This is a genomic window from Streptomyces sp. AHU1 (assembly GCF_045343905.1).
In the GTDB taxonomy this organism is placed as follows: Bacteria; Actinomycetota; Actinomycetes; order Streptomycetales; family Streptomycetaceae; genus Streptomyces; species Streptomyces triticiradicis.
The window spans coordinates 9,078,550-9,094,885 of sequence record NZ_CP174283.1; the positions used below are offsets into that span (position 1 = coordinate 9,078,550).

Genomic DNA, 16,336 nt, shown 5'->3' on the forward strand with positions numbered 1-16,336 from the left:
GCCCAGGCCCTGCTGCTGGCGAGGAGCCGACATGAGCCCGCCGTCGGCGCACCGGTCTCCCACCGAGAGTCATCTCCCGTGCCCGTCGGGCAAGTTGCCGGGGGCACGGGAGATGACCGCCCGCTACCGACGGGCACGGGCGCCGGAACTACACGTGACCGTCTTCGAGCTTCCACTCACGGTTCAACGCGCCCAGCGGAATGGCGCGTTGGAACACGGGCGTGCCGAAGACGGACAGTTGCATCCGCAGGGTGCCGGTCAGATCGACACCGCCGTAGAGAGCCCAGGCGCCCGTGGCGGTGGCCTCCGTCTTCACCGCGGATCCCGTCGTGGTCGTGGTGCCGGCCGAGCCCGTGGCCTCGCCCCGCAGGTAGGGGGCCAGGTCGGCGGTGACACCGACGGCGCCGTAGAGGCCGACACTGGCCTCCGCGCCGAGGGCCGCCTTCACCCGTCCCGCCGCACTGACGGAGGTACGCACCGGACTGCTCGTCATGTGCGACTCGTCGACCGGCGTCCACCCCCGGGCGGGACCGAAGGCACCTCCGGCCTTGAAGTCACCCTTGAGATGCTGTTCCACGTCGAGCGTGACGACTCCGTCGGCGCCGATCTGGAAGTAGCAGGTCAGATCGAGGTTCACCACGACGGGGATCGGGCCGACCTGGAGGACGGGGTCGGCGTGCAGCTTCGCGAACGGCACCCGCCGGGGCTGCGCGGAGGCGGCGGCGCGCCCCCTCACCGCCCACTGTGCGTCCCAGTCGCCGGAGACACCGAGGTAGGCGGTGCCGGGCCCCGAGTCGGCCGCGCCACCGCCGTAGGAGAAGTCGACATCCGGCGCGACCTGCACGAATCCGGAGACGGACGCCGACGCCGAGGCAGGCGCCCCGGGCGCCGCGGCCACCTTCGCGCCGACGTCGATGCGCAGGCTGCCGAGCGGAACCTTCGCCCCCTCGGGACCGACGTGGACGTCTCCGGCCTTCGCCCACGAGACCCGCACGTCCGGCAGCAGTTTCTCGATGTCGAAGGACGCCGGGTCGACGGGGACGGAGCCCTTGGCGTCGTCGTCACCGAGCAGCGTGTCCAGAGTCGTCGGCGCGGTCTGCACCTCGGTACCCTCACCGCTCTCGCCGATCACGTCGGTCACCCGGGCGAGGAGGCCGTCGGGGGCGCCGGGCGCCGGGGCACTGGCGATGACGTCGCCGACGGCCGTGCCGTGCGGCTCGGCCGAGGCCCCGGCGGACGGGGACGGGGGCTGCGTCCCCTTTCCGCCCGAACCACCGTGGCCCACACGGGATATGACGGCTCTTTGGGTCTTGCTGTCGTACGACGCCACCTTGAGGGCGGCCCGATGTGCCTGGCCGCCCGGCTCACCCGGACGGGCGACAGCGGTCGAGGTGGCCGCCGCCTCGGGGGCCGCGGCGACGGCGAGCGGCCGCCCGGCGTCCTGGACGGCGGAGGCCGAGGCCGCGGCGGGACGTGCGTGGTCGGCACGGGAGGACGGCTCCGCGGGACTGGCGGAGCAGCCGGCGGCGAGGAAGAGGGCGGATGCGGCGAGCGCGGGCACGACGGCCCGCGAGGCCCGCTTGCGGATACGCAAGTTCAGTCCTTGAGGGGGGTGGGGGGTGACTCGGGATTACCAACGGGTAACCAGAGGTGAGGGTGTCATGAACCCGTGAAGCCCCGCCTCGCGTTTCGGCACCCGCCGGGGTGATGTGTGCCACGCCCGCCCGGAACGCCCCGAAGAGTCGTCGATCGCTCAACCAACCTGGCTGTAAACGGACATGATGTGGCATCAGCGGACGCGGATAGGGCGGACCGACCGGCCCCCGGCCGTGCCGCCCCGTCGTCTGTCGCCCGGCTGCAAACCGTCCGCCGCCTGCTGCCCGCCGCCCGCCGACTCCGCGGAATCACCCTGCCGTTACTGAAGGACCTCGCTCCGCGGCTCCCAGCCCTCGTACGCGGCCGTCAGCAGCCCGAGTGCGCCGTTCGCCGTGACCTCGCGGGGGTTGGGGTAGGACTCGGCGGCGACCATCGTCTTACTACGGCTGACCCGCAAGGGCGAACAGCAGCGGCCCGGAGGATCGCTGTTCAAACCGCTGCGACAAGTCATCGAATCGGTCAACGAAACGTTCAAGGGACACCTCAACCTCGAACAACACCGAGGACGCACACCCCGCGGTGTCATCACCCGCATACTTCAGCGCATCCTCGCCTTGGCCGCCGTGATCTGGCACAACGATGCCACCGGACAGGACGCCCTCCGCTCGCTGAAAACGTACGACCACTGACCCCTTGGAATTGATCATCTAGTGCTGTGACCGCGTAGGTTCGCCAGGTTGGTGGTCGTGACGGTTGGATGTGCGGTGACGTCCGGCAACATCGCGCGGGCGGGCCTCAGTAGCTGTTGTCGTTCCGAATCTGAAGGCGACGTTTCTGCTGTTCAGGCGTAGGGCGGGTGATTCGGTGGGAGTGGTGGCGTGTCGTGTCGTCGCTCCTGGGAGGTTGCAGATGCCATCGGTCGTCGGGCTGCTGGAACAGCACGAACTCGCTGCTCGCCGTCGAGTCGACGGGTTGCGTGAGGAAGCCGATCGCGTCCAGGCCGAACTGGCCGCGGCCGAGCAGGAATGGCAGGAGTGGGTGATCGCCCGCAGGCGGGTGGGCACCGTCCTGGCTCCGGGCGACGGTAACACCGTTGGTCAAGAGGCCGCCCCCGGTCCGCAGGACGCGGACACGTGCTCGGCGCCCGGGCAGGCGGCGAAGTCCAAGTCGCAGGTGCCGGTGTGGCGTGAGGGGCTGGCCTGGTCGGTGCTGTCGGTGGACTACCAGCGCATTGTGCAGGCGCTCACGGACCGGGCTCGGCTCGGCCAAGGGCCGCTGACCTGCCAGGAGATGGCTGCGGCATTCGGCATGGACGTGGTGCCGACTCGGGTGGAGGCACTGCGGTCGAAGGCGAAACGCCTGGTCGCGCGCGGTTGGCTGGCCGAGCGGCAGCCGGGCCGGTTCACGCCCGCTGCGGGTGTGGCCGGGCCAGCCGGCGGGTCATGAGCAGGATCATTGACCAATAGATCATCGCTTCGGCACTGGTGGTGCGGCGCTCGTAGTCACGTGCCAGGCACCGGGTGCGCATCAGGTGGGCGAAGAGACGCTCGACGATCCACCGCTTGGGCAGGACCACGAAGCCGCACATGTCGTCGCTGCGTTTGACGATTGCCAGGACCAGCGCGAACGTGGCCAGGCAGTGGGCGACGAGGCTGCCGGTGTAGCCGCCGTCGGCCCAGACCAGCTCCAGCTGATGGCGTGTGTCGGCGACTTGCCGCAGCAGCACCTGGGCGGCGGCACGGTCGCCGGTGTCCGCGGCGGTGACCATCACGCCCAGCAGCGGCCGAGGGTGTCGACCACGACGTGCCGCTTGCGCCCGTTGATCAGCTTGCCGCCGTCGAAGCCACGGCTGTCGGAGCCGACGACGGCGTCCGCCTCGACGGACTGCGAGTCGATCACCCCGGCCGTCGGCTCCACGTCGCGGCCCAGTTTCTCGCGGACCCCGGCTCGCAGCCGGTCGTGGAACTCCTTGACCAGCAGGTGGTCGCGCCAGCGGCGGAAGAACGCATACACCCGGTCCCACGGCGGGAAGTCGACCGGCATCGCCCGCCACTTGATGCCGTTGTCGAGCAGGTAGCGGATCGCATCGAGTATCGCCCGGTGGCAGTACGCCTCCGGCTGCCCGCCCCGGCCACGCAGCCAGGCCGGCACCGGCAGCAGCGGCCGGACCACGGCCCACTCCGCGTCCGTCATGTCCGAGGGATACCTCCGAACACGTTCCGGGTGATCGGCCGCATTCCCGAACCGGTGAGCGACACAATCACACGTCGGTGCAGCCGAGTTGAACTCCACCGACGCGAGCGCATACAACTGCAACAACAGGGTCTCCTGGGTCTCGGTTGGCTTCGCAACCCCGAGCTACCAAGAGGCCCTGCCCTCATGCCCGCAGCCAGCGGCAACCACCCGATCGAGACTCCCGTTCGACGCACACCCCTCAAGATCGGAACAGCAACAGCTACTTAGGTGGGCAGACGCTTTCGGCAGCCCCTTCGGCCAAGGCCCCGGCGATGGGGACGGAGCCGTTCCGCCGTCCCAGTCCGGGTCAGGTGCCTCACCGCACCAGCCTCCGTCGTCACAGTGATCCGCTGTTGCGGGGCCGTCTCCGCCGATTCTGGATAGGCAGGCTGCCGACCGGCAGCGGTCCTCAGGACTGCTTTTGTGCTGGCACATCAAGACTGTCACCAGCATCACAAGAAGAACCGCGGCTCCCTGAAGGAGCGCTTCCCAGGTTTCAGTGATGTACGAGCGTTTGGCGGGCGTCGTTCGCCGTTTCTCGCGACTGGTCGTTGCCCGAAGGATGTTGTCGAGGGTGAGGAACGGGTTCGGCTTCGTGCCTGGATGGCGGACGAGCTTGCTGAAGACCTCGGTCCCCTCGACGTAGAAGTGCAGGGCCTTCGCACGCCGCAGCCGGATGAGGTGCAGCCGGGTCCCTTTGAGGACGTAGAAGACTGCGGGGGTGACTGCAGGAGACAACCCCAGTCAGCCCCTTCGGGCCTTTGTCGACCCGCCACGACACGTAGGCGCCCATCCGCCCCGGCGCCTCGGCTTGCACGTACATGGCGACGCGCTCCATGCGCTCGGCGAGCTTGCGGGGGCCCGGCCGCCGCGGAGGCGGAGGAGCCGTTGCAGGGCTCCGGGGGTGATCGTCACCGCAACGGGCATCGCGGCCCCCTTTCAGGCTTCGACCAGTACGAACGGTGGGCCGGTCTTCGGCGTGCGCACGGTCGAGGTGTTGACCGGCGCGGGCGTGATGTCGCCGTAGCGGTAGGCCTCGACGTCCAGGTCACAATGCTCGGCCTGAACCCTACGGAGCTCCTCGACGAGCTGGCTGATCCTCACGACGTCTCGTCGTCGGGGCACTTGCAGTTCACCAGGCCCACGGTGACGCGCTGCTCGGTGCTGGCGCATCCGCCGTCCGGGCCGACTTGCCGCTGCGCCCCCGATGGCGTAGATGAGGCCCTGTCGCCGTACGCCCAGGTCCGGGAGACAGCACTCGAGTGCGTTGAGCACGGACACGGCGTCGATATTGATGACCCGGGCAGCGGCCGCCAGGTTTTCGCAGGTCGGTGGACAGTCCTCGGCGGGACCATCCCCGCGGGTGCGGGAGCAGCACCTCGGCCCGTGCTCGACCTGCAGGGGGCATCCCCGCACGTGCGGGGAGCAGGAGATCGTCAGCCTTCGGCTCGGTGACCAGAAGGGGCCGTCTCTGTAGGCGCGAGGAGTAGGAGTACGAGAGCCGCGTGGACGCGGTGACCGCGGGGCCATCCCCGCGCGTGAGGGGAGCAGCGAACTCGTCCCAGGGAATGTCAGCGTTCAGAGGGGCCATTCCCGCGCGTGCGGGGAGCAGGACGATGATCGAGTCGCTCATGCCGCACCGCCGGGACCATCCCCGCGCGTGCGGGGGGGGGATCAGTCATCGGATCTCGGCAAGGCTGAGGTGGATGAGCTGGGAGGATCCGTTTCTGCTTTGTCCATGTCCAGTGACGGCTCATCGGTCTGCGCGGGGTCGCTGTCGGTGTCTTGGAGCCGGACGGCTTCTCGCCTGGCACCCCGTGCGGCCGGTCGCATGCGAACTCTTGGGCCGCACGGCCCGACCCGCCATCGTGTGGTCGTGCGAACGCTTGCGCCGCTTCTGTGCAAGTACGGGATGAGACCGCCACCCTGGCGGCCTCGGACAGGAGATTCCATGGACCCGGACGAGGATCTGCTGATTCGCGCCGCAAGCGAGCCCGCGGCATTCGAGCCCCTGGTCGATCGGCATTCCGTCGCCCTGCACGGCTATCTCGTACGCCGTGCACCGACAGCGGCCGACGACCTGCTTTCCGAGGTGTGGCTGCAGGCCTATGCCACCCGCCACACCTACGACGCCGCACGGGGTCCCGCCAGAGGCTGGCTGTTCGGCGTCGCCAGGAACGTACTGGCCCGTCACTGGCAGACCGTGTCCCGGGCGACGGACGCTTCGCAGGCGGCGTCGGAGATCCCGGAGGGCGACCCGTGGCGGGCTGTCGACCAGCGACTGGACGCTTCCGCAATGGGGCCCGAGCTGCGCGAGGGGCTCGCCCGGCTTCCCGAGTCGGAGCGCGAGTTGCTCCTGCTCGTCGCCTGGGAGCAACTGACGCCGACCGAGGCCGCGGCCGTCGTCGGCATCCCCGCCGGCACCGCCCGCTCTCGCCTTCACCGGGCCCGCACCCGACTTCGTGTCGCGCTGACCGGGACCACCCTCACGAATTTGACGGGAGACTTCGCATGACGCACGAGGAGCAGGACACCTACGTACTCGACTTCCCGGGCGCCACTGCCCTCAAGAACGCCGGCCGGACCGAACCACCGGACCCGACGGTGCTCACGGCGGCCCATGCTCTTCTGCGCCAGGCGATGGCGGCGGACACCGAGCATGCCGTACCCGCCACTCCCGCCACCGCCATTGTGGTGACGCCCCGCTTCGGCAGGCGCCGACTCATCGCCTGCGCTGCCGCAGTCGCAGCCGTCGCTGCGGGTGCGGCCATCCTCCCGGTGGTCGGTATCGGCAGTGAGCCAGCAGCCAGTGTCTCAGCGGCCGATCTCTTCAACTCCATGGCCGACAGGGCCGCTTCCGGGACCCAGCGGAACACCCCGTACTGGAAGACCACGGTCAAGACCTGGGTAGAAGGCGACAGGACCCACACCGACGAGTACTACCTGAGCCGCAATGTGCTCGTGATCAAGACCCAGAACGGCCGAACCGTCACCAAGAAGGGTCCGCGGGGTGGCACGAGCTGGAGTGTCGGCAACCGGCAGGTGAGCTGGGACAACCTCGACAAGCTCCCCACCCGACCGGACGCACTGCGTCGTCTCCTGTCGGCGGGCGCACAGGGAGCATCCGCCGCCGAGCAGACCGTCCGGCAGTCGGGCGAGCTGTTGACCGGCTCACCTGCCTCTCCGCGCCTGCGTGCCGCGCTCTACCGCGTTCTGGCGGACACGCCTGGCGCCGAGGTGACGGAACGGGTGAAGGACGGAGCCGGCCGGAGCGGCACCGAAATCTCCTGGAAGTGGTCCAAGAACTTCGCACACAGCCCGCACGATCCGAAGTGGATCGTGCGGCCGTCCGACGGGCAGCTCCTCGAGATCTCCCACGTGCGGGACGACGACGCGGACCACGTCACCGAACGGGACACGTATCTGTACGCCGGCCCGGCCGACAGCCTGAGCTGAGCCATGGTCAACGGGAACCGCGGGGCAGGCTACCGGCGGTTCCCGCCTCGACCTCACCTTTCCGGAGGACGTCCCCGATCGTGGCTGCTCCACGATCATGCGGTGGTATCGATCCGTGCCCCGCGTCCGGACGACAAGGGGACGTGGGACAACCTGCCACCGAGATCGACCAGTGGATCGTCGGCTGGAGTGGACGCCTTGACAATGGATCTTGGTGGTTCAGGGAAGGATGTCCGGAATGGACAACCTCTGTGGAAAGTTGACAACTGCAGGAGCGTCAATGCCCTCGCCGAGTCGTTCTTCCAGGGACTTGAGCGCGCGTTGCTCCATCGAAGGCGCTGGGTCTCGACGGCACCGACTGGAACGAGACTTTTCTGCTGGTTGCCGTCCTGCAACCGATGCCTTCGGTGTTCCACGCTCAGCTACCTCACGCCAGGGCGTGTATCGAAAGTGGATCTTGGGCTGTGAATGATCACGGCTCATGGGTCGGGGAGATCTCACGGACGAGCAGTGGGTGGTGCTGGAGCCGTTGCTGCCGAGAGGGATGAAGGCGGGGCGGCCGCCCGTCTGGTCTCGGCGGCGGCTGATCGACGGCATACGGTTCCGAGTCCGGACCGGTGCCCCGTGGCGGGACGTCCCCATCGGGTACGGGCCGTGGAACCGGATCTATGACCTGTTCCGCCGGTGGCAACGGAACGGCACCTGGCACCGGATCCTCACCTGGCTCCAGTCGCTGGCCGAGACGTGAAGGGCGCGATCGTCTGGGACCTGAGCGTCGACTCCACGGTCTGCCGTGCCCACCAGCATGCGACCGGGGCTCGCAAGCGGGGCGACCTGCAGAAAGAGCCGCCGGGCGGTGTGTTCACCGAGCTTGGAGACCACGGGCTGGGACGCTCGCGCGGCGGGTTCACGACCAAACTGCACCTGGCTGTCGAGCAAGGTCAAAAGCCCATGTCAATCGTGGTCACGGCCGGGCAGCGCGGGGATTCACCGCAGCTTGAACCCGTGCTGGAGAAGGTCCGTGTGCCCCGCATCGGGCCGGACAGGCCACGCGTCCGCCCCGATCGGGTGCGTGCTGACAAGGCGTACGCCTCCCGCAGAAACCGTTCCTATCTGCGCCACCGTGGGATCCGCTGCACCATCCCGCACAAGGCCGAGCAGGCGCGCAACCGCCGGAAGCTCGGCTCCCACGGCGGTCGGCCGCCTTACTTCGACCCGGTCGACTACCGCGAGCGCCACGCGGTCGAGTGCGGGATCAACCGCCTCAAGAGGCACCGGGCGGTCGCCACGCGATATGACAAGCTCGCGGTCCGCTACGAGGCAACCGTCCTCATCGCAACCATCAACGAATGGCTGTGACCAGGTCCTTCAAGACTCATAAGGGCCGCCGCGGAAGTACATACTCCTGTGCGCTCGGGGACGGTCACCGCGCCCGTGCGCGGCATCGGAGCGGTTGGCAGGTGCCATTCGTTCGGCCAGCGCCCGCAGCGTCTCCAGGCCGGCCAGCACCTCCGCGCGATTGTCCGACGCCTTCATCCAGGCCGGCAGCCGAGCGAACATCGACATTGTCGGCCGGACTCCGCCACGCTCTCGCAATCGCGCCCCGACATAGGCGGACAGCTCGTCGACATGCTCCTCGTTGTAGGCCCACAAGATGTGACCGGTGCAACGGGTCTGCAGCCACAGAGGCTGCTGGAAGAACGGATCCTCACTACCACCCAGCACCGCGCCGACCAACCCAGCCCCCTGCGCCTCAGGCTTCCAGTCGGCGACTGCACCACATCCTCCACAGGCCAGTCGACGCGGCTGGAAAAGGAGCTCGCTGAAGTATCTGGGATCAGGAAGGCCAGGCTGGGGGATCACGAGAGCGCGGCCCCCGCATCGCGGACAGACCACAAGCATCCGACCCGCGAATCGAGCCAACCAGCCTCCCGGGTCATGGTGACGAGCGAGACCAGTGTGCGGCTCGGAATCCATGACGGACAGCATCACAGATCCGCGATGCGAGCAGTTGCACCGGATTCTCGAACATGCCCCACAGGCCGCTACCAGCCACTTTCGATACACGCCCTAGTCGGCCTGCAGGACGAAGAACAGGAAGCACAGGAAGCGCGGCTTGACTGCGACGACTTCGGGGAACAGCTCGCGAGCGGCTGGATCAGGCTCTGGCTCGCTGATGCCCGTTATCCGGAAACCGGCACCGGTGAACGCCTCGATCATCGCGTGCAGCGGCCTGTGCCAGATACTCATCGTCGCGGTCTGGCCGCCCATGGTCCACTCTTCGGTCCAGTTGGTGGTGTCGAAATAGTTGTAGTCGGCCTCGCGGCCGGCCTGGCGATGCATGAGGTTGATGGCAAAGGGATGGTCGACAGAGGCGATCAGCCGACCGCCAGGTTTGAGTACGCGTCGCAGCTCGGCCAGCGCCGGCCCCCAGTCCTCCAGGTAGTGCAGAACCAAGGACGCGACTACATCGTCGAACGTGTCGTCGGCGTAGGGAAGCGGGCTGCCCAGGTCGGCCACCTGCAGGTCCGTACCGTCGCCGAGCCGCCGGCGGGCCAGCTCCAGCATCCCGGAACTCGCGTCGAAGCCGCTCACCAAGGCACCACGGTCGCGTAATGCCGCGGACAGGGGCCCGGAGCCGCAACCGGCGTCGAGGATCCGCCGGCCGACTACGTCCCCGGCGAGGGCCAGCATCGCGGGCCGCTCGTAGTGGGCATTGATGAGGTTGGTCTCGTTTTCGGCCGTGTACGCCTCGGCGAAGCTGTTGTAGTCGTTGACCTTCGGCGGATCCGCGGTCACCGCGGACGGTGAGGTGAGCCCGGTGGAGCTCGCGTGCTCTTGGTCCTCGTCAGAGATCATGGTGCGGAAGACGTGTGCTGCATCAGTTCGGTTCCTGGCCGCTCCCGATCGTCCTCACGGTCTTGAAGATCCAGCGAGCCGTTCGCCTTGAGCGCTACGACCACCGTTATGTCGTGTGGGCCTCGGGGGCCGGTACTGACGAAGCACGCCACATGCCTGGCCCTGGAGATCGACTCCAGGGCCACCGCCTGGAGGCCAACAACGCGCTCAGATCCGCCAAGTCGGGCGCCGTCCGGCAGGTCGAACGCCCAGCTCGACGCACCCTCCAGAGGGGGATGGTCTCGGTGGTGCCGCGCATGCGGTCAGATCCATGCTCGCAAGGCATTCGAGTAATGGGGCGTCGCGCCAAAAAGTTTGTCATGAGATCAGACGTCGACGATGATCGCCTCATGACGACCAGAAAGGGCCATGCCCTCTAGGCGCCCCGCTCCTCTCTCCACGGCTCGCGCGCCACCGACCGCCGCTCAGCGCAGCGCCCGATGACCGTGATCGCCCACCCTGGAGAGCCCGCCCATGCACAAGTCCGCCCTCATTTCCTACGCCCACCTCCCTCGAGCGCACCACGACCGCCACGTCCTGACCAGTACCGTCGATGTCTTCGGCGCCGCCCACTGGCTGCTTGCCGAACGCGCTCCGCAGCCCGGCGATGTCCGTCCCTTCGACGCCCTGGTCGTCTCCGTCCATCCGAGCGGCGACGTCGAACGCACCGAGCTGAGCGCCGTGCGGGCCCGCTGGCCGCACCTGGACCGCCTGCCCGACGGCGGGTTCGTCGTCGCCGCGTCTCGCGCCCGCCAGTACGAGGACGCGAACCAGGTCCAGGTCTTCGACGCGCTCGGCCGCGAGACCTCGTCCTTCTTTGTCGGGGACGCCATCGAGCACCTGCTCGTGGACGAGACCGGCCATATCTGGGTCGGACACTTCGACGAGAATCCGATTGGCATCCGCCGCTGGAGCGCCTCGGGCTGGCTCGCCTGGACCTCCGACGGCGCCGCCATCCCCGGTCTGTTCGACTGCTATGCCCTGAACGTGTCGGGCACCGTCGCCTGGGCGTGCCCGTACACGGACTTCCCGCTCGTCGAGATCCGCCCCAACCGCCCCAACCGGCCCGTGAGGGTGCGGGCGAACCGCGTACGGGGTGCCCATGCGGTGGCCGTTCATGGTGGTCGGGTGGCTTTCTACGGCGGCTACGGCGAGGAGCGCGACCGACTCGTCCATGCAGAACTCACCCAAACATCCGTCGAGCCGACGGACACCGGCCTGCTCACCCTGCCCGATGGCTCTGCTCCTGGCCGCCGACGGCTCGTCGGCAGGGGGAGCAGGATCTACGTCCAGGCCGAGCCGTTCACCGCGTGGGGCGTGTTCGACCTCAACAGTTGACACCCGGCACTGGAAAGATCATTTCGATGGGACCCGCGACCGAGGCGCGGGTCCCATGCTCGACACGAGCACGTGGGCAAGCTCGCGCTGGGCGTCACCGTCGGGCCGATTCTGATCATCACAGTTGTCCATCCGGGTCAACCGGCGTGCACGGTCACAGATCCCTAACCGACCAGGCGGCGGCGCCAGTCCAAGGGAGTGATGGTGACGGCCCGGTCGGGGTCCCCGTCCCACTCGGCGTGGAGGCCGACTGTTTCGAGGGCCGCCACGATCTCGTGACCGATGGCTGCAGTGGTCTCGGACGAGCCGTCGAAGCCCCCGTAGAGAAGCATCAGCCCGTCGCCGGCTGCGGCGGAGTCCGTGCACTGGGTGTGGAAGTAGACAAAGCCACGAGCGTCGACCCCGCCTTCGCCGCCGATCTCGGACTGGCCGCAGCTGCGGCAGCAGGCGAAGTTCTCGCGGGCCGTGAGCCCGGCCTTCTGCAGAGCGGTGAACGCGCGGGTGAGCCGCTCAGGGTCGGTCTCACCCCGCCAAGCAGCTTGTTCCGCGACCCGCTCCAGCCACAACCGGTCGGCCAGCGCCTGCGCCTGCCCACGCGAAACAGGCCGACGGTCCTCGGTGACCAGATACTCCTCCGCAAGCTCGGCCAGCTCGGCGCGGGAAGCGTAGCCACCGACCAGCACCTCGCGGACACGCTTCTCCAACTCCACGCGCTCGTCCTCCTCGAGGTCGAGCGGCGGCACCTCACGGACGGGACCCATGTCCAGCAGCGACCAAGCCAGACCCCCCTCCCAACCGGCCTCCTGACGGGCCCAGCCGGTCAGCGCCGCGATCACGGCTCCAGGCCCGTCGACCATCGTCTGGAAATGCCGGTCGGCGGCACCGTCCCGGTACTCCAGCGTGTAGTCACCACCGGCCTCATGCCAGACCTGGGCGAAAGCGTCAGGCAGGTCGGGTATCCGCTGCACCACCAGGAATCGGTCACCATCACCACCGATCCGCCGAACCAACGCAGGATCTCGGGGCGTGGCATCAACTCGGCTGACGGCCCGGTACCGTCCGAGTTGGTGTGCAGCGCCGAGAAGAGCAGTCGGCCGCCCGGTGCAAGGCCGTTGGCCAGGACTGGCAGCAGCCGGTCGGGGTCCAGGTACGGCATGGAGCCGACGGAGTAGATCAGGTCGTACGGCTCGGCGTCGCGCAGGTGGGCCACGGCGTCGGCGCACACCAGGTGCAGACCCAGGATGTCCGGGTAGCGGGTGAGCGCGCGCTGATGCTGGGCGGGGGAGGCATCCACGGCAGTGACGTCGGCGCCCCGGGCGGCGAGGTAAGCGGCATGCCGGCCAAGGCCGCTGCCGAGGTCGAGGACGCGCAGCCCGTTCACGTCGCCGACGGCTTCGATGCCGGGACCGATGTCGGGGATGCCCCAGTCCCACCGGTCCAGCTCGGGCAGTTCCAGTTTTCTGGCCAGTTGGTGGGCGCCGTAGACGTTCCAGGTCTCAACGGTGTCCGATTCGGTGGTCACCAAGTCCTCCATCCGGTAGCCGGGGCGGTGATCAGGGGCGCAGGGTGTAGCAGCGCAGGACGTCGTGGGCGGCGGTCTGGATGCCGGACCAGCCCGCGGTGAGGATCTCCGCCTGGGCAGGAGTGATGCCGAGGCCCTGCAAAGGGTCGATAGCAGGGCGGCGCCCGGCGATCTCGGTGACCACCCAGAAGGTCCCGCCCGGGGCAAGGAGGTGGCGGACGCGGTCGAGGAAGGCGGCCTTGTCATCGATCCACCGGTAGACCAGGCGGCAGGTGACGACCGCGTGCGTCGGCTCGGGCAGGGCACGGAGGTCGCCGGTGGTGATGTCCATGCACCGCCAGACCGGTTCATGGCCGGCTCCCGCGTCCTGGGCGGCGGCGAGCGCGATGGCACTGGGGGAGCAGCCGACGCCCGGTGGCGCGATAGCCAAGTTCGGCGAGGCGCCGGGCGAGCGAGCCGTCGCCGCAGCCGATGTCGAGGGTGGGGCGGTCGCGGCCGGGGCCGAGGCGGTCTTCCAGCAACCGGTTCTCGGTGTCGTCGAGCTGCCGGTAGCGGCGGCCCTGGGACCAGAGCGGCTCCCAGTAGGCCGCGGCCGCGGTGGACGCGGTGGTCATGAAGGAACTCCTTCGCGGGCGGGCGGCACGGCCGCGCGGACTGGAAATCACGCGGTGTCGCCCGCCTCGTCACCGGCGGTGCGCCGCTGAAGTTCCCACAGGGACTGGAACAGATCCGGCTCCCGGGTGAGCTGTGCATAGGTCCCTTCTTGCACCAGGCGTCCCTGGTCGAGGACGACGATCCGGTCGGCCACGGCGACGTCGGCAAGCCGATGCGTGATCAGAAGGATGGCCCGGTTCTTGGCCAGCTCCCGCAGCCTGGTGAAAACGTGGTGCTCAGCTCGGGCGTCGAGGGCGGCCGTAGGCTCGTCCATCACCAGTAGCGCCGCGTCGCGGTGAAAGGCCCGGGCGAGCACGACGCGCTGCCACTGCCCGCCGGACAGCTGTTGGCCGCCGAACCCCTCGGAGGTCAACAGGGTGTCGAGGCCGGACCGGAGAGCGGGCAGCATGTCGGCGGCTCCGGGCGCCGCACAGGCCGCTATGACGGCGGCGTCACTGCTGTCGCCCTGCCCGAAGGTGATGTTGTCCCGCAGGGTCAGCGGCAGGTACGTGCACCTCTGCGGAGCCAGGGCGACGTCCTTCCACGACTCCCAGGGCTCCATCTGGGCGGTGGTGGCGTGGTCCCAGGCCATCACGCCGGAGGTGGGCAGGAGCAGGCCGCAGATCAGCCGCGACAGCATGGGCTTCCCCGATCCGTTCTCCCCGACCAGCGCCACGATCTCCCCGCGCCGCACCCGCAACGACACCCCATTCAGGCTGTCCCGGTCGGCGCCGTCGTACCGGTAGGTGACGTCGCGGACCTCGAACCGCTCCGGTGCCGCGGACAGCGTCTTCGTACCGCGCGAGCCAGCCATGGCCTGACCGTGGGCGTTGTCGAGGAAGTTCTGCCAGGCCTGCACGTACCAGCCGGTGCGCACCAGCCAGGCACCACCGTTGATGATTCCGTGGACGGATCCGGTCGCGGTTAGGAGGGCGACGACCGCGCCGCCTCCGGCCGCCAGGTCCATGCGTCCGGAGGCCAGGAGCCACAGCAGCGCCGCCCACACCGCAGTGCTCATCGCTCGCCCCAGCCCTGCTCGGAGTACGGACACCCACGAAGGATTCCGTCGATCGCCCGGCGGGTGTACGGCACGACCGCGTCCGGAAGGTCCTGCGGCTTCCACCATCGCCACTCCACGCACCGGTCGGGCTCCAGGACCTCCGGGTCACCGGCCCAGGAGCGGGCCTGGAAGACGAGCGCGATCCTAGGCCGGGCGTCGGGGGAGTCGACGTGGTGCACCGTGTGGACGAGATCGACGTCCTCGGGCGCGATGGTGAGGCCCGCTTCCTCTTTCGCTTCGCGTACTAGGCAGTCGATCGCCGTTTCCCGCTCGCAGTGGCCGGCCAGGAAGTGCCAGGTGTCCGGCGCATACGTGGAGTCCGGGTGGCGCAGGCCGAGGAGGATCCGGCCCTGGTCGTCCTGGAGATGGAGGTGTACGCCGACGATGTGCAGCTCGGTCCCTGGCGGAGCCTCGTCGGCCAGCGAGCCGGTGCTGTTCGGTGTTCCCTCGGCCGCCGGGTGCTCGGCCGCGTGGCGCCGGATCAGCTCCCCGAGCCCGGGGCTCAGGCGCAACCGGTCGAGCATGTCCACGGTGCACCACGTCAGCAGGACTCCCTCCCGGAGGTCCACCGCCTCGGCATCACCGCTCCAGCGCCCGGCGTAGACGCTGATGGGCACCGCCAGGCCGTCGACGCTCGTCGCCTCCTGGACGGCGAACGGCATCAGGCCCGTGGGTTCCAGACCCAGCGTCTCCTCTGCCAGCTCGCGCCGCAGTGTCGCCTCGAGGCTGGCATCGTCCCGCGATCGTTTGCCTCCCACGAGGGCCAGGACCCAGGGCTCCCACATGCCTTCGCGGTCATCTCGTAGATGAAGGAGGTACCGGCCAGCTCCGTCGTGGATCAGGGCGTTGGCGCTGACGGGCTCCGGGCGCCCGTCCAGGCCGTGCGGCTCGGCAGCGAGGAGCTTGGCTCGCAGTGTGGGCGAGCGCACGTCGGCGTACGGAAGCCACTGCGCCCCGGCAACCTCCTCGTCCTGCCGAGCGAGCGCAGGCGGTCGCTCGGCGGTGAGGTAGAACGCGAAACGGATATCGAAGTGCTGGTGAGCGGCCTCGCCTGTGTCCAGGTTGGCGTCGATGTCATGCACATCCACGTCGATCGGCTCGTCGAGGAACTGCGGTGTCAGACAGAGGTCGCCGGGGCGGAGCCCGGCCTCTTCGCACACCTCCCGTACAGCCGCGGCCATGAGAGTACGGTCACCTGCTTCAACGTGGCCGCCTGGGGCCAGAAGCAGTTCCGTGGCCCGATGGCCGATGTGGAGCACCCGCCGGTCGCGGTCGATGACGACGGCACTGCAGGTGACGTGCCCGGGCAGCGTCGTACGGGCGGTCACGTCGACAGGCCGGTCCAGGGCGGCGAGCAGCCCGGTCAGGGCGTCACGCTCACCGGGATGGCGACAGAGGTACGCCTCGACGATCTTGCAAATCGCGGAAGAGCCGGCCACGGCCTTTGCCGGGTCCCCGGCCTCACCGGTGCTTCGTTCGATGGACGTCAATGAGTTCCCCCTCGTGGACGTGACGGTGGCGTCGCCGTGCTCAACGACGCCGCACCGATATCGAACACCTGCACTTTCGGACGGGTT

Annotated in this window: 14 protein-coding genes and 4 pseudogenes; 6 read left to right on the forward strand and 12 right to left on the reverse strand. The window is 68.9% G+C overall.

Features of this window, described 5'->3' with window-relative positions; genetic code table 11:
- Positions 1-148 precede the first annotated feature (148 nt).
- Positions 149-1,588 (reverse strand): hypothetical protein, encoded by a 1,440-nt coding sequence (locus ACICHK_RS39950; protein WP_406841451.1) that lies wholly within the window; start codon positions 1,586-1,588, stop codon positions 149-151.
- A gap of 439 nt (positions 1,589-2,027) precedes the next feature.
- On the opposite strand from ACICHK_RS39950, the pseudogene ACICHK_RS39955 reads away from it, so the two are divergent.
- Both ACICHK_RS39955 and ACICHK_RS39960 read left to right on the forward strand, forming a co-directional pair.
- A pseudogene (locus ACICHK_RS39955) lies at positions 2,028-2,285 on the forward strand (IS982 family transposase); the annotation flags it as partial.
- Positions 2,286-2,505: 220 nt separating this feature from the next.
- Positions 2,506-3,042, forward strand: a complete 537-nt coding sequence (locus ACICHK_RS39960; protein WP_406840850.1) for a hypothetical protein — start codon at positions 2,506-2,508, stop codon at positions 3,040-3,042.
- Here ACICHK_RS39960 and ACICHK_RS39965 read toward each other — a convergent pair.
- From ACICHK_RS39965 to ACICHK_RS39975, 3 genes are all read right to left on the reverse strand, one after another.
- Complete coding sequence (locus ACICHK_RS39965) at positions 2,999-3,364, reverse strand: transposase (protein WP_406841452.1); 366 nt, start codon at positions 3,362-3,364, stop codon at positions 2,999-3,001. The genes ACICHK_RS39960 and ACICHK_RS39965 overlap by 44 nt on opposite strands.
- Positions 3,364-3,789 (reverse strand): transposase, encoded by a 426-nt coding sequence (locus ACICHK_RS39970; protein ID WP_406840852.1) that lies wholly within the window; start codon positions 3,787-3,789, stop codon positions 3,364-3,366. Before ACICHK_RS39970 ends, ACICHK_RS39965 begins: the two co-directional genes overlap by 1 nt.
- A gap of 981 nt (positions 3,790-4,770) precedes the next feature.
- Complete coding sequence (locus tag ACICHK_RS39975) at positions 4,771-4,935, reverse strand: hypothetical protein (protein ID WP_406840854.1); 165 nt, start codon at positions 4,933-4,935, stop codon at positions 4,771-4,773.
- 847 nt (positions 4,936-5,782) lie between these two features.
- On the opposite strand from ACICHK_RS39975, the gene ACICHK_RS39980 reads away from it, so the two are divergent.
- From ACICHK_RS39980 to ACICHK_RS39990, 3 genes are all read left to right on the forward strand, one after another.
- Positions 5,783-6,346, forward strand: a complete 564-nt coding sequence (locus ACICHK_RS39980; RefSeq protein ID WP_406840856.1) for an RNA polymerase sigma factor — start codon at positions 5,783-5,785, stop codon at positions 6,344-6,346.
- On the forward strand, positions 6,343-7,287 hold the full coding sequence (locus tag ACICHK_RS39985) for a hypothetical protein (RefSeq protein ID WP_406840858.1): 945 nt from the start codon (positions 6,343-6,345) through the stop codon (positions 7,285-7,287). Before ACICHK_RS39980 ends, ACICHK_RS39985 begins: the two co-directional genes overlap by 4 nt.
- 481 nt (positions 7,288-7,768) lie before the next feature.
- Positions 7,769-8,646, forward strand: a protein-coding gene (locus ACICHK_RS39990; RefSeq protein WP_406840859.1) for an IS5 family transposase whose coding sequence is annotated in 2 segments (ribosomal slippage) — positions 7,769-8,017 and positions 8,020-8,646 — 876 coding nt in all. Because the reading frame shifts where the segments join, the coding sequence is not laid out codon by codon here.
- A 9-nt stretch (positions 8,647-8,655) separates the two neighbouring features.
- Here the strand turns inward: ACICHK_RS39990 and ACICHK_RS39995 are convergent.
- Both ACICHK_RS39995 and ACICHK_RS40000 read right to left on the reverse strand, forming a co-directional pair.
- Positions 8,656-9,024: a hypothetical protein gene (locus ACICHK_RS39995; protein WP_406840861.1), complete on the reverse strand. Its 369-nt coding sequence runs from the start codon at positions 9,022-9,024 to the stop codon at positions 8,656-8,658.
- Positions 9,025-9,357: 333 nt separating this feature from the next.
- Positions 9,358-10,146: a class I SAM-dependent methyltransferase gene (locus ACICHK_RS40000; RefSeq protein WP_406840862.1), complete on the reverse strand. Its 789-nt coding sequence runs from the start codon at positions 10,144-10,146 to the stop codon at positions 9,358-9,360.
- A 513-nt stretch (positions 10,147-10,659) separates the two neighbouring features.
- Between ACICHK_RS40000 and ACICHK_RS40005 the strand changes: the two genes are divergently transcribed.
- Complete coding sequence (locus tag ACICHK_RS40005) at positions 10,660-11,523, forward strand: hypothetical protein (RefSeq protein WP_406840863.1); 864 nt, start codon at positions 10,660-10,662, stop codon at positions 11,521-11,523.
- A 164-nt stretch (positions 11,524-11,687) separates the two neighbouring features.
- On the opposite strand, the pseudogene ACICHK_RS40010 reads toward ACICHK_RS40005, so the two are convergent.
- The 6 genes and pseudogenes from ACICHK_RS40010 to ACICHK_RS40035 all read right to left on the reverse strand — a co-directional run.
- Positions 11,688-12,533: pseudogene (locus ACICHK_RS40010) on the reverse strand (DUF6891 domain-containing protein); the annotation flags it as partial.
- Between the two features lie 47 nt (positions 12,534-12,580).
- Positions 12,581-13,057: pseudogene (locus tag ACICHK_RS40015) on the reverse strand (class I SAM-dependent methyltransferase); the annotation flags it as partial.
- 19 nt (positions 13,058-13,076) lie between these two features.
- A complete protein-coding gene (locus ACICHK_RS40020) occupies positions 13,077-13,475 on the reverse strand; it encodes a methyltransferase domain-containing protein (protein WP_406840864.1) in 399 nt (132 codons plus the stop codon).
- Positions 13,393-13,659 (reverse strand): hypothetical protein, encoded by a 267-nt coding sequence (locus ACICHK_RS40025; RefSeq protein ID WP_406840866.1) that lies wholly within the window; start codon positions 13,657-13,659, stop codon positions 13,393-13,395. The genes ACICHK_RS40020 and ACICHK_RS40025 overlap by 83 nt, the downstream gene beginning before the upstream one ends.
- A gap of 47 nt (positions 13,660-13,706) precedes the next feature.
- Positions 13,707-14,726, reverse strand: a pseudogene (locus ACICHK_RS40030) (ATP-binding cassette domain-containing protein); the annotation flags it as partial.
- Positions 14,714-16,198, reverse strand: coding sequence for an NUDIX domain-containing protein (locus ACICHK_RS40035; RefSeq protein ID WP_406840868.1), 1,485 nt, complete (start codon positions 16,196-16,198; stop codon positions 14,714-14,716). The gene ACICHK_RS40035 and the pseudogene ACICHK_RS40030, both read right to left, overlap by 13 nt.
- Positions 16,199-16,336 lie beyond the last annotated feature (138 nt).